The 12113-nt window shown below is 62.4% G+C and carries 12 protein-coding genes; 7 read left to right on the top strand and 5 right to left on the bottom strand.

The features are described 5' to 3' along the window. Nucleotides 1-254: 254 nt before the first annotated feature. A complete protein-coding gene (locus tag AAF555_11385; GenBank protein MEM6912167.1) occupies nt 255-1226 on the bottom strand; it encodes a magnesium transporter CorA family protein in 972 nt (323 codons plus the stop codon). 326 nt (nt 1227-1552) lie between these two features. On the opposite strand from AAF555_11385, the gene rnc reads away from it, so the two are divergent. Then, entirely contained in the window at nt 1553-2308 is a 756-nt protein-coding gene (rnc, locus tag AAF555_11380; protein MEM6912166.1) for a ribonuclease III, read from the top strand. Nucleotides 2309-2522: 214 nt separating this feature from the next. Here the strand turns inward: rnc and AAF555_11375 are convergent, their stop codons facing one another. Next, the gene (locus AAF555_11375; protein ID MEM6912165.1) at nt 2523-3689 is read right to left on the bottom strand and encodes an FAD-binding domain-containing protein; all 1167 of its coding nucleotides are present in this window, start codon (nt 3687-3689) and stop codon (nt 2523-2525) included. An 82-nt stretch (nt 3690-3771) separates the two neighbouring features. Continuing rightward, nucleotides 3772-4629, bottom strand: coding sequence for a mechanosensitive ion channel domain-containing protein (locus AAF555_11370; GenBank protein ID MEM6912164.1), 858 nt, complete (start codon nt 4627-4629; stop codon nt 3772-3774). Between the two features lie 173 nt (nt 4630-4802). On the opposite strand from AAF555_11370, the gene leuC reads away from it, so the two are divergent. From leuC to leuD, 3 genes are read left to right on the top strand one after another with little or no spacing between them, the layout of a single operon-like run. Further along, complete coding sequence (gene leuC, locus AAF555_11365; protein ID MEM6912163.1) at nt 4803-6236, top strand: 3-isopropylmalate dehydratase large subunit; 1434 nt, start codon at nt 4803-4805, stop codon at nt 6234-6236. 6 nt (nt 6237-6242) lie between these two features. Next, complete coding sequence (locus AAF555_11360) at nt 6243-7175, top strand: TraB/GumN family protein (GenBank protein ID MEM6912162.1); 933 nt, start codon at nt 6243-6245, stop codon at nt 7173-7175. Nucleotides 7176-7196: 21 nt separating this feature from the next. Next, entirely contained in the window at nt 7197-7799 is a 603-nt protein-coding gene (gene leuD / locus AAF555_11355; protein ID MEM6912161.1) for a 3-isopropylmalate dehydratase small subunit, read from the top strand. Nucleotides 7800-7841: 42 nt separating this feature from the next. On the opposite strand, the gene AAF555_11350 is transcribed toward leuD, so the two are convergent. Next, nucleotides 7842-8630 (bottom strand): hypothetical protein, encoded by a 789-nt coding sequence (locus AAF555_11350; protein MEM6912160.1) that lies wholly within the window; start codon nt 8628-8630, stop codon nt 7842-7844. Between the two features lie 150 nt (nt 8631-8780). On the opposite strand from AAF555_11350, the gene AAF555_11345 reads away from it, so the two are divergent. From AAF555_11345 to AAF555_11335, 3 genes are read left to right on the top strand one after another with little or no spacing between them, the layout of a single operon-like run. After that, nucleotides 8781-9284 (top strand): hypothetical protein, encoded by a 504-nt coding sequence (locus tag AAF555_11345; GenBank protein MEM6912159.1) that lies wholly within the window; start codon nt 8781-8783, stop codon nt 9282-9284. Beyond that, the gene (locus tag AAF555_11340; GenBank protein ID MEM6912158.1) at nt 9281-10030 is read left to right on the top strand and encodes a type III pantothenate kinase; all 750 of its coding nucleotides are present in this window, start codon (nt 9281-9283) and stop codon (nt 10028-10030) included. Before AAF555_11345 ends, AAF555_11340 begins: the two co-directional genes overlap by 4 nt. After that, nucleotides 10027-10971, top strand: coding sequence for an ROK family protein (locus AAF555_11335; protein ID MEM6912157.1), 945 nt, complete (start codon nt 10027-10029; stop codon nt 10969-10971). Before AAF555_11340 ends, AAF555_11335 begins: the two co-directional genes overlap by 4 nt. A gap of 327 nt (nt 10972-11298) precedes the next feature. Here the strand turns inward: AAF555_11335 and AAF555_11330 are convergent, their stop codons facing one another. Beyond that, nucleotides 11299-11613: a hypothetical protein gene (locus tag AAF555_11330; GenBank protein ID MEM6912156.1), complete on the bottom strand. Its 315-nt coding sequence runs from the start codon at nt 11611-11613 to the stop codon at nt 11299-11301. Between the last annotated feature and the right edge of the window lie 500 nt (nt 11614-12113).

The following is a 12113-nucleotide window of genomic DNA, read 5'->3' as shown; positions in this document are numbered from 1 at the left end:
GGCGCTGAAGCGCGGGGAAGGGAGAGCCGGTGTCTTTCGAGCCAGCCCTGCGTTGCTCCTCGGTTACGGTGCCTGCACCGCGCCCTCGTCGCGCCTTGGTCTGGCCCGAAATCCACTCGGCCATTCTACCAGCCAATTCTCCAGCTTGGTATGAGTTGAAGAGAGGTTTCGGGGTTCAGGGTTCAGGCAGAACTTTCGAGACCAAGCTGGAGCGCCCCATCCCGAAACCCGAACCCCCCCCGCCTCCGGCGGGGTCAAATCCACCCCCGCCGCTTGAAATACCAGAGGGGCAAAAGGAGCGTGATCACCATCAGTCCAAGGGCCACCGGGTAAGCCCAAGGCTGGGACAGCTCCGGCATCTGGGAAAAATTCATTCCGTAGATGCTGGCGATGAGCGTGGGCGGGAGGAAGGCCACGGAGGCGATCGTGAAAATTTTCACAATGGCGTTCTGCTCCATGCTGATGAGGCCGAGCGTGGCATTGAGCATGAAGCTGACTTTCGAGCTGAGGAAGTTCGTGTGGTCGATGACCGAAAGAAGATCGCGCTCGGCTGGCTTGAGTCGCTTCTCCAAGCGCAGCCCATCGCCCTCTCCCGAGACATTCTGCCGCGCGAAGGAGGCGCTTCGTTGGAGGCTTTCGAGCGACTCCCTCTCCCGGCTGATCAGGTTGCCCTTGCGCCCGAGAGAAGACAGCGCGCCCTCCAAATTCTGCCTCTTCTTGGCCCGTTTGGAAGGCTCCGAAAAAATGAGACGGGAAAGCTCATCCAGCTCCCGGCCGATTCGTTCCAAGACCTCCGCTTGGCGTTCCACAATCTGTCCGTAGAGATCGAGCAGGACGTCTCCGGAGTTCCGCTTGGGTGCCAGGCGTTGGTAGCGCCGGATCAGCCGCTGGAATGGCCGTAGGTCCTGGTAGCGCAAGGTCACCAGGTGCTTGGCTGAGAGCACAAAGGTGATCTCCTGCACCTCCGGCTCGTCGGTTTCCAGCTTCGTCATGACGTTGGTGGTCATGAAGCGCGCGCCGCCTTCCAGGTAAAAGCGGGCGCTCTCCTCGATGTCCCGCATCTCATCGCGCGAAGGCAGGGCCAGCCCCAGAAAGGTCTCGACCGCGGCTCGCTCGGCCGGAGTTGGCTGCAAGAGATCGATCCAAATGGCCTGCTCCAGCGCTGGCTCGCCGCCCGACTCCTCGACCCAGCCGTCGGCCGCGCCCCCTTGGTAAAACCGCAACATCCCCCAGAGTAGCGGGAAAGCTCCCGGAGACAAGGCGCAGCCCGGGCCCGAGGGCTAATACCAAGCTGCCGGATAAAGTGGTAGAACGGCCGCGTGAATTTCGGATCAGACCAAGGCACGACGAGGGCGTGGTGCGGGCACCACAAGCGGGGAGCAACGCCGGACTGATGCGAAAGGCACCGGGCCTCTCTCATCTGCGCGTCAGCGCCTTTCCCACACTCCTTCTAAACTACCGTTCTACCAGTTTATCCGGTCGGTTGGTATTATTTGAAAAGGGAGAGCTTGCCCCTTCTGTCTGAATGTGTTACGGCGTGAAGTTCATATCCATGCCAGACCCTTCCTCATCGGGAGGAGGGAATCGCGGAACCGGCAAAGCCCTCGCTCCCATCGAGCGGCGCATCGGCTACAAATTCCGCAATTCCCTCCTCCTTGCGGAGGCACTGACGCATCCCAGCCTTGCTTACGAAACGCGCAAGCCGCATTTCGACAACCAGCGATTGGAATTCTTGGGAGACGCAGTGCTGCAACTGGTGCTGACCGAGCAACTCTTCCGCCTCTTTCCTCACTTCGCCGAGGGAGAACTCACCAAACTGCGCGCCCTCCTGGTCTCCAAAGACGCCCTCGCCTCGAACGCCGAGGACTTGCAACTGGGCTCCTACCTCCTGCTGGGCCGCGGGGAAGAGGCCAATGGCGGTCGCGCCCGGGCCTCCACCTTGGCGGATGCCTTTGAATCGCTCGTGGGCGCCATCTACCTGGACGGCGGGCTCGAGAACGCCCGACACTTCGTGATCGTCTCGTGCAGCCCCATGCTGGAGCGCATCTCAGAAGAACCCATGGACGTGAATCCCAAAGGGGAGCTCCAGGAAATTCTCCAAGGCATCGGCCACATCGGACCCACCTACGAAATCATCGCCGAGGACGGCCCGGATCACGCAAAGACCTTCCAGGCAGAAGTCTACTGGGAAGGAACCCGGCTCGGGATCGGCCAAGGCGGAAGCAAGAAACAAGCGGAAACGGCCGCCGCGGACGACGCCCTCACCAAACAGCTCTGGAAAGCCCGCAAAAACACCCCCTCTCCCTAATACCAAGCTGCAGAATTGGCTGGTAGAATGGCAGAGTGGATTTCGGGCCAGATCAAGGCGCGACGAGGGCGCGGTGCAGGCACCGTAACCGAGGAGCAACGCTGGGCTGGCTCGAAAGACTCCGGCTCTCCCTTCCACGCGCTTCAGCGCCTCTTCCCCACACCTCCTTCCCTCCATTCTACCAGTGAATTCTGGAGGTTGGTATAAACTCCTCTCACCGGAGAAAGAGCTCCCCCGCCTGCCATCTCGCAGCCAGCTTCTTCCAGAAACCGAAGAAGCCGCCCTTGGCCTGCGGGTAGAGATCCACCTGCGCCTCCCGGAAAAGCCAGTGCGGACGCGCTCCCTCGGCCAGCGCGTCCCGGACCACCCCCTGGTCGGGATAGGCCGCCACCGTCCTCGAATCCCAGCTTACCTCCGCCAAGTCGGCCAAGCGCTCCACCCGGCCCGGAAAACGCTCGCAAAGGCGTTCCTGGGCGTCGGTCAAGGCTGCTTCCAGCCACTGGCACTTGCGTTCCGAAAAATCGAATTGGTCCCAGGCACTGCGAGCGGGGGCCAGGAGAACCCTCTCCACTCGCTCCGCCCACTCCCCTGGAATCGTTTCCGGGCTGAGGTCTTCCTCGTGCACCCAAAGAGTGAGCGGGCCCTCCGGCAAGGCAGCCGGGGCGGCCAGCGCCTTGAGGTTGGCAGGAATCCGCGTGACCTCCCCGGGATCGAGAGCTTGGGGCTGCTCCAGCCGCTCGAGACCCGCCCGGTGGGCCGCCAGCAGCTTGGGGTCCAGGTATTTTTCCAGATTGCTGCGGCGGGCGAGGTAGCTTTTGCCCGGGGTTTGCCGCCCGGCCACCCAACGCCAGGAAAGCGTGTTGCTGGCGGAATCCCCATCCAAGAGTTCCCGGAAGAAGAAATCGGCCCCGGCCTCCCAGGGCAGCTTCAGTTCGTGCACCCAAAAGGCCGCATACCACATCCGGGCGTGATTGTGGAGGTAGCCGGTCGCTCGCAGCTCGCGGGCGAAATGGTCCATGATGGCGACCCCCGTCTCGCCCTGCTCGGCCCGCTCCACCAGCTCACTCCGCTCGGTCCGCAGGGCTTGGGCCTGTTGAGTCCATTGGCGCCAGACCTGGGGCCGCATCTCGAGCCACCCCTTCCAGTAGGTCCGCCACCAAAGCTCCTGCACGAATTTCTCGACGGTGGAGAAAGCGTAGCGATCCAGCGCCGCGCGGGAGGCCTCGTCCGTGGTCAGCAGGCCGTGGCGGATGGCCGGCGAAAGGCGCGAGACCGACTCATGCCCGGGGCGGACGAAATTGCGCTCTTTGGCATAGCGGGAACCGGTCTCGAGAAACTGGTCGAGCCGCTCGAGGGCCGCAAGTCGGGTGGCAGGGAACATGGTCTCTGATACGCCGGCCCGAAAAAGCCCGCTGTTTCCAGCGGGCTTTCTTGCGAAAAATCGAGCAGGCCTCCTCGGACCCTCACTGCCCCGGGGAGCTGAGGTGGTGGAGATGGACCTCGCTCTGCGGGAAGGGAATGCTGACGCCGTTGGCATCGAAGGATTTTTTGACCTTCTCGAGCGTGTCGAACCGGAAAGGCCAGAGATCGGAAGCCTTCGTCCAGACCCGGACTGAGAAATTGACCGAGCTATCTCCGAGTTCGGTCACGGCCACGAAAGGGTCCTTGCCCTCCATATCCCGGATGGCCCGCTCATCGGCATCGATGATGTCCCAGATGAGCTGCCGGGCGTGATCGATATTGTCCTTGTAAGCGATGCCGAACGTGAAATCGCAGCGGCGCAGTGTCTCACTCGTCATGTTCTGGATGGTGCCGTTGGACAGGGCTCCGTTGGGCACGAAGATCTTGGTGTTGTCGAAGGTCATGAGGACCGTGTGGAAGATCCCGATCTGGTCCACAATCCCGACTTCGCCTTGGGCTTTGATGACATCGCCCTTTTTGAACGGTCGCAAGAAAAGCATCACCACCCCCCCGGCGAAGTTCCCCAGATTGCCCGAAAGCGCCAAGCCCACCGCCAAGCCCGCGCCCGCCACCAAAGCCGCGATCTGGGCGTTCACAGTGGGCGCCACCACCGAGAGACCGATGATGACCACAAAAATGCGGGCCGCCCCCGCCGCCACACTGTTGATGAAATTGGCCAGCGTGGGGTCGATCTTTTTCTTGGCCATGAGGGCCCCGGCCTTGGGATGGAAGAATTTAACGAGGCGGAAACCGACCCAAATGATGGCGATCCCGAGAGCGATTTTCCAGAGATAGCCCAACAAGAGAAGTCCGGTGGACTTGAAGAAACCGTAGGTGAGGATGGAGGAGAGTGAATCCATAAGCAGAGATGATCTTTTTTGAAATAGACCTGCCTCGTCGCAACGCAAGCAGGCTCAGGTAGTTTCGCAGGAATTCCCGTGCCAAAGGCTGCGGGAAATCGAGCGACAATCCCAAGGTTTACCATTTGCGCTTTCTAGGCTAACTTTTCCGCCCGCAAGACGGGTTTCCAATCATGGGCAAGACACTTTATGAAAAAGTCTGGGCAGCGCACACCGTGCGCACGCTTGCCAATGGACAAACCCAGCTCCTGATCGGGACCCACCTCATCCACGAAGTCACCAGTCCCCAAGCTTTCGGGATGCTCCGGGATCTCGGCCTGAAAGTGCGCTATCCCCACCGGACTTTCGCGACCGTCGATCACATCGTGCCGACCGATCAGCGGGAGCAGCCCTTCGCCGATCCCTTGGCCGATGCCATGATCACCGAGCTGCAGAAAAACGCGGACGAATTCGGCATCACCTACTTCAATCTCGCCTCCGGCAAACAAGGCATCGTCCACATCGTGGGCCCGGAACAGGGCATCACCCAGCCAGGCTCCACCATTGCCTGCGGGGACTCCCACACCGCCACCCACGGCGCCTTCGGGGCGATCGCCTTTGGCATCGGGACCACCCAAGTGCGCGACGTCCTCGCCACCCAAACCCTGGCCATGAGCAAGCTCAAGGTCCGCCGCGTCAATGTCGAAGGCACGCTGCCACCGGGCGTCTACGCCAAAGACGTGGTCCTCTTCCTTATCAAAAAGCTCGGGGCCAAGGGCGGACTCGGCTACGCCTACGAATACGGGGGGAGTGTCTTCGACCACTTCACCATGGAGGAGCGGATGACCGTCTGCAACATGGCCATCGAAGGGGGGGCCCGCTGCGGCTACGTCAATCCCGATCAAAAGACCTACGACTTCCTGAAAGGCCGCAACTACGTCCCCCAAGACGAAGCGGAATGGGCCCGCCGGGTGGCCGACTGGGAAAGCTTCGCCTCCGACCCGGATGCGGAATACGACGACATCGTGACCTTCCGAGCCGAAGACATCGCACCCTCGGTCACCTGGGGCATCAGCCCGGACCATGGGCTCTTCGTGGATGAAACCATTCCCGACCCGGCCGACGCCGCGACCGAGACAGACCGCGCCGCCTGGAGCGATGCCCTCGACTACATGAAGCTGGAGGCCGGCCAACCGATCGCCGGCACCAAGATCGACGTGGCCTTCCTCGGCTCCTGCACCAACGGGCGCTTGAGCGATTTCCGCGAAGTGGCCCAATACCTCCAAGGACGGAAGGTAGCCGAGGGCGTGACGGCCATCGCCGTCCCCGGCTCCCAAATTGTGGCTCACCAATGCCAGCAAGAAGGCCTCGACAAAATCTTCGAAACGGCCGGCTTCGAATGGCGGGGCGCCGGGTGCTCCATGTGCCTGGCCATGAATCCGGACAAGCTCATTCAAGACCAGCTCTGCGCCTCCTCCTCGAATCGAAATTTCAAGGGTCGCCAAGGCAGCCCGATTGGCCGCACCATCCTCATGAGCCCGGTCATGGTGGCGGCGGCCGCCGTGGAAGGAGCCATCGCGGACGCGCGGGAAGTCTTCGAGATCAGCCGCGAAGTGGCTGTCGCCTAAGCCGCCATGAATCGCTCCCCTTTGGCCCTCTCGGCCCCCCTCTCCCTCCTCCTGACCGCCCTCCTGGCCGCCTCCCTCTCGGCGGAAGAAGCGGGGGAACAGCAAGGCATTCAAAAACCCTTTCTCTGGGAAATTGAGGGCCAGTCTCCCTCCTATCTCTTCGGCACCATCCACATCACCGACCCCCGGGTGCTCGCGCTCCACCCCGCGATTGAGGAGGCTTTCGACAGCGCGGACGCGGTCTACACCGAAATCGCCATGGACATGGCCACCCAAACCCAGGCCATGTTGGGAATGATGTTGCCTGGTAACCAACGTCTCAGCCAACTCCTGCCCGAAGAGACCCAAACCCGGCTGAGCGCCGAACTGGGACGCATCAGCCCCGGCCTGGGCTTGGTGGGACCGCTCGACCGCATGCGGCCTTGGGCCCTGGCGGCTTCCCTCCCCATGTTGGAAGCCCAGTTGAAGAATCCCGGCAAACAAGCGCTCGATGCCAAGATTTTCTACCGCGCCCTGGCCCGAGAGAAGGAAGCCCAAGGCCTGGAAACGGTGGCCGAGCAGCTCGCCATCTTTGGAGGCCTCACCATGGACGAGCAAATCGAGATGCTCGAAATGACCCTCGATCAGATCGACGAAGCCCGCGCCAAAGGCACCAACCCCTTGGAAACCCTCACGCAGGTCTACCTCGCGGGCGACCTCGACGCCCTCCAGAAAACCATGGAGGAGTGGAGCGATGGCGAGAGTGAGCTTTCCCAACGCTTCGAAACCGCGCTCCTGGACAAGCGGAATCGGCTGATGGCCGAGCGCATCGACGCCCTCCTGCAAAAGCCCGAAAAGCGCCAATACTTCTTCGCCGTCGGCGCGGCCCATTACTACGGGGAAACCGGCCTGCTCCGACTCCTCCAAGAAAAAGGCTACCAGCTCCGCCGCCTGCCTTAAGACTTCTTCCCTCCGGCACTCATGGCCCTCGAACGCATCACCCAAGTCTCCGGCACCGGGGTCTTCATCCCCGGATCGGACATCGACACCGACCGCATCATCCCAGCGCGCTTCATGAAGTGTGTCACCTTCGATGGGCTGGGCGAATACCTCTTCTATGATGTCCGCAAAACCGGAGACGGCACGGACAAGGCCCATCCGCTCAACGAGCCTCGGCACGCCGAAGCCTCCATCCTCCTGGCCGGCATCAATTTTGGCTGCGGCTCCTCTCGGGAACACGCCCCGCAGGCGCTCTACCGCTACGGCTTCCGCGCGCTCATCGCCGAGAGCTTCGCCGAAATCTTCTTTGGAAACTGCACCACCCTGGGGATTCCTTGCGTCATCGCGAGCGCCGAGCAAATCGCCCAAATTCGGGCTGAAATCGAGATCGATCCCGAAACGCCCATCACGATCGACGTCACCCACAAACGCGTCCACTTTGGCGATCAATCGATCTCCGTGGAAATGCCGGAAACGGCCCGCGGCGCGCTCATCCATGGGAAGTGGGACGCCATCGGAGAACTCCTGGAAGGCTCGGACGACATCGACCGCACGGTCAGCTCCCTCGCCTACGTCCAGGTCTAGCGACCACCCAAGGGCCTCTTTTCGAGCGCTGGGAAGCGGGTTTCAACTCGGGTCGAGAAAGAACCGGTAGCGGGTGTCTCCCAGCGTGGCCTCGACCTCCGAGTAATTTGAAATGGAGCGCCGCAAGAGGGTGCTGCTGCGTTTGCTCTCCTCTGGGGAGAGCGCCGCCTCGCGGGACACTTCGAGGAAATCGAGCAGCTTCCGCACCGTGCTGGGACAGATCCCTTGATCGTGGTCGGGACGGTAAAAGGCCTCATAGGAAAGGGAAAAGCTCTGCGGGTATTGGTTCAGGAAGCGCCGCATCTCCTGCTGCTCGAAATCGATCCGCCGCAAGTCATCCAGCAGGGTGGCACAAGGCACCTCCACGGGCGCGTGGCGAGTCATCGGAACCTTGCGATTGAGAAGCTCGCGGCGGATGCGCGAAGCTTGCAGGGCCAGCAAATTTTCTCGGATGAGGTGGATGAACCGCCCGCCCAAACTGGCCGCGAACTGCAAAAGCTCTGGGTGGCTGCCCGGCGCCGGTTGCGGCCCATCCGCCAAATACAAATCCTGCGCCAAGACCGGCAGAATGACGCAGCCCCGGGCGGTGGTTCGCTGCACCACCTCCTCGGCAAAGTAGGCCTTCGTCAAAAGGGGCAGGGCCCCCGGCAGCTTGAGGCCCTCCTCCAGAAAGCGCCGATTGCAATAGTCCCAAAACGCCTCTTCGGGTCGATCCTCCCGCTCGGGGTGGAAAAGAAAGGGCAGCGCCTCCACCTCCGGGTGCCCCGCCAGCGTCTGGGACAGAAACCCCCCACCGGAACCAGTACTAGCGAGCAGGAGAGTGAAAGGCATGACAAAAGAGCGCTGTAGGCGAACGACCGGAGCGATCTGGCCCTCTTCTTTATTGCATCAAACTCGCTCACGGAGCACAAGCCCTAAATTCGGAGCCGCCCGGGAACCCACTCTTGCCACTCCCCGCGTCACCCGGTAGGAAGCTTTCCCATGTCTCGTCCTCTTCGAATCCTGCTTTCCCTGCTCCTGCTGGGGGGGCTGGCCGCCGTCCTCTACCAAGTCTGGCAGAGCCGACAGAGCTATGTCAGCAACGCCTCCGGCAGCTTCTCGATCGAGGACCTCACCCTCCAGCGGGACTTTGGAAACTTCATCCTGAACCTGGAAGTCGCCGCCACCAACCCCTCCTCGCAGGCCACCACCCTCGGCCCCCCGCAGCTCCGCCTGCTCGGCCCCAGCGGCCAAACCTTTCCCCTCTACCAGCTGACCCACCTTCCTAGCTACCAGCCTCCGCCCCGCTTGGCCGCAGGCGAACGCGCTCGCACCTCCCTCGCCTACTGGTTGAGCACCGAAGAATTGGGCCTGGAACTCCATCTCGCCTTTTTGGAAGAGCGCCTCCTGGTCAAGAAGGCCGGCCTGCCGCCGCTCTCCAGCCTGCCGGCCGAGCAGAAAGAGCTGCGCCACCGTTTCCCCCACCCGGACTGGACAAGCCCATGAGCGCGGACTTTCTCCTGATCGACCACAGCAACACCCGCACCAAGCTGGCCTTGGGCGACTGCCAACAACTGCACCGCCGCCCCCGCGCCCGCCTGCCGACCCGGGAAGTGAGCCCCGCCGCCCTCGAGCGCGCGGTCGAGGGCTGGGACTTCGCGGCCGTCGCCATCGCCTCCGTCGTCCCCGCCCAGCGCTCCGCTTTCTGGGAGGCCTTTGGCGCCTACCCACTTCATTTTGTGAGCCACCAGAGCGAGCTGCAAATCGCCATCGACTACCCGGAGCCCGCTCGGATTGGGGCCGATCGCCTGGCCAACGCGGAGGCCGCTCACCAAGAGGAGGGCGCCCCCTGCATCGCCATCGACTTCGGGACCGCGGTCACCTTTGACATCTTGGACGCGCGCCCCGCCTACGTGGGCGGCGTCATCGCCCCGGGCCTTGACCTCATGACGGACTACCTCCATGAACGCACCGCCCTCCTCCCGCAGGTGGAACTCCAAAGCCCCTCCCGCGCCATCGGCAAAAGCACCGAAGAAGCCATCTGCTCGGGAGCCGTCTTCGGCTACCGGGGCCTCATTCGGGAAATCGTGCGGGAAATTCAGAACGAACTCGGCCTCCGCCAACCCTGCCCCCTTCTGGCCACCGGAGGCTACGCCCGCTTGCTGGAGCCCCAACTTCCCGAAATGGATCGTATTCTGCCGGACCTGACCCTTGAAGGCATCCGCCGGATCGCCACGCTCAACCTGACATGACTGACTCTCTCCCCCTCTCTCTTGGCATCGACCTCGGCGGTACCTCCGTGAAATTCGCCCTCTGCCGCGGCCCGCAGGTCGAGCGCGAATTGGATCGACTTCCGACCGCCGACTTCGCCGGGCCGGAAGCGCTCCTCGATGGCATCGTCGAACAAATCAGTGACATCTGCCCCGAGACCGAGCCCGTGGACACCCTGGGCGTGGGCGTGCCGGGATTCGTCGATCACGAGCAAGGCATCGTCCACACCCTCACCAATGTCCCCGGCTGGCAATCCGTCCCGCTGCGAGAGATTCTCGAAAAGCGGACGGGGCGCCAAGTCGCCATCGCCAACGACGCCAACCTCATGGCCTATGGCGAATGGAAACACGGCGCGGGTCAAGGGGTGGCCGACCTCATGGGCGTGACCCTAGGCACGGGCGTGGGCGCGGGGCTCATCCTGGGCGGAAAACTCTTCGCGGGAGCGAACGGAGGCGCGGGCGAGCTCGGCCAGACCTCGGTCGACTTCCACGGCAAAGCCGGCACCTACGGCAATACGGGCGCGGTCGAAGAATACATCGGCAATCGCGAATTCACCGCTTACGCCCAACAGCTCTACCGGGCCGCCGGCCAGCAACGGACCCTGGAGGAATGCGAACCCAAGCACCTGGCCGCCGCCGCCCGCGCCGGGGAGGCGCTCGCCCTGCACGCCTGGGACTACTACGCGGAGCACTTGGCCTGCTGCCTGGCCCACGCTTGCTGGCTCCTGAACCTGCCAAAGATCGTGATCGGTGGTGGGGTGGCCGCCGCCGGGAAGGTCCTCTTCACCCCCTTGCGCAAACGGCTGAAAGCGCAGCTGGCCGAGCCCTTCCGGGAAAACCTGGAAATCGTCCCGGCCGCCTTGGGAAATCAGGCGGGCGTCATCGGCGCGGCCGCGCTCGCCCTGGACCAAGCCACCGGATAAAGGGTTCGCTTCCCAGAGTGGCCTCTGCCAACACCAGGGGCACTCTTGCCTCAAAAAAAGCGCCCGCCGGAGAGAAGTCGCCAGCGGGCGCTGTCAGGAAGGGGCAAAGGAGCCGTCGCTCACTCGCAGCAGCTTCCGCCGCAGTCGATGCAGACGCAGCCCTTGGAGCAGTCACACGAACAGCAGTCCACCGCCCCGACCGGGGTGGCGGCGCCGAGAGCGACGCTCGAAAGAAGAATCAATAATTTTTTCATAATCCGTCATCAGGATTGAAGTGAAACAATCAGGTATCGGAAGCACGGGGCTTCCCCATCACGAAGCGTGCGCTCAGGCTCGTGGTGGTGGCGACGGCGTGGGCCGGACAGAGGTCTGGCCGGAAAAAACAGACTCCGGTAAGGAGTCGACCGAGAAGACCATCTCGGTGGTCAAGTTGGTCCAGGGCTCTCTCGCCATCGCATCGCAACAGCCACAGCACATGCCCCCCTCTTCCCCACTCATCGGACAGCGGGGTGCCTCCTCTTGGGACTGCTCACAGCAAGAGGTCGGTTTTTCCACCTCTTCCAAAGAGCGCAGCAGCTCGGCCGCACTGCCAAAGGGCATCGCGAGCGAGAAGGTGAGGAAAGCTGCCAGGACGAACTTCAAGAAGGAAAGGTTAGACCACGCGAGGCGAGGCGCAAGGGGCGATCTTTCTCCCTGTTTTCCCGCCTCTTCCCCACACCTCCTTCCCTCCATTCTACCAGTGTATTCTGGAGGTTGGTATAATTTGTGAGGTGTATAGGAGTCATCGATGAATAGGGCAGAGAACCAATGGGATATCGCGAAGACCATCCTAGCAGAAGCCCCCCGAAAACTACAGTAGCAAGCGTTCCCCGGTGGCCCGCGACGTCCCCGGCGCGGTGGGTGCGATGAGCTAATTCGTAAACCAGTCACCTACCCAAGGCCTTTCCGGCTGCCTATCACTTGGGATCAGCTGCACCCAGAACAAAAGTCTCCCCCCACCGCGCCGGGGACGTCGCGGGCCACCAATCCACCAATACGAGGCAGTTTCAAAAAGCGGTCTCCATGAATAGAAATCGTCCTATTTATGAGACCGCTTCTAGTGTCCTGTTAGGGAAAAAAGTATTATTTATAATTTGTACTTT

Source organism: Verrucomicrobiota bacterium, from assembly GCA_039027815.1.
GTDB lineage: Bacteria > Verrucomicrobiota > Verrucomicrobiia > Verrucomicrobiales > JBCCJK01 > JBCCJK01.
The sequence above is the reverse complement of the archived record's forward strand: the minus strand, read 5'-3'. Positions and strand labels throughout refer to the sequence as shown.

Bases quoted from the DNA above. Each gene is read 5' to 3' on its own strand.
- AAF555_11385 (MEM6912167.1), bottom strand. From the start codon at position 1,226: ATGTTGCGGTTTTACCAAGGGGGCGCGGCCGACGGCTGGGTCGAGGAG.
- leuD (MEM6912161.1), top strand. From the start codon at position 7,197: ATGGCCCTCGAACGCATCACCCAAGTCTCCGGCACCGGGGTCTTCATC.
- AAF555_11335 (MEM6912157.1), top strand. From the start codon at position 10,027: ATGACTGACTCTCTCCCCCTCTCTCTTGGCATCGACCTCGGCGGTACC.
- AAF555_11375 (MEM6912165.1), bottom strand. From the start codon at position 3,689: ATGTTCCCTGCCACCCGACTTGCGGCCCTCGAGCGGCTCGACCAGTTT.
- rnc (MEM6912166.1), top strand. From the start codon at position 1,553: ATGCCAGACCCTTCCTCATCGGGAGGAGGGAATCGCGGAACCGGCAAA.
- AAF555_11360 (MEM6912162.1), top strand. From the start codon at position 6,243: ATGAATCGCTCCCCTTTGGCCCTCTCGGCCCCCCTCTCCCTCCTCCTG.
- AAF555_11350 (MEM6912160.1), bottom strand. From the start codon at position 8,630: ATGCCTTTCACTCTCCTGCTCGCTAGTACTGGTTCCGGTGGGGGGTTT.
- AAF555_11340 (MEM6912158.1), top strand. From the start codon at position 9,281: ATGAGCGCGGACTTTCTCCTGATCGACCACAGCAACACCCGCACCAAG.
- leuC (MEM6912163.1), top strand. From the start codon at position 4,803: ATGGGCAAGACACTTTATGAAAAAGTCTGGGCAGCGCACACCGTGCGC.
- AAF555_11370 (MEM6912164.1), bottom strand. From the start codon at position 4,629: ATGGATTCACTCTCCTCCATCCTCACCTACGGTTTCTTCAAGTCCACC.
- AAF555_11345 (MEM6912159.1), top strand. From the start codon at position 8,781: ATGTCTCGTCCTCTTCGAATCCTGCTTTCCCTGCTCCTGCTGGGGGGG.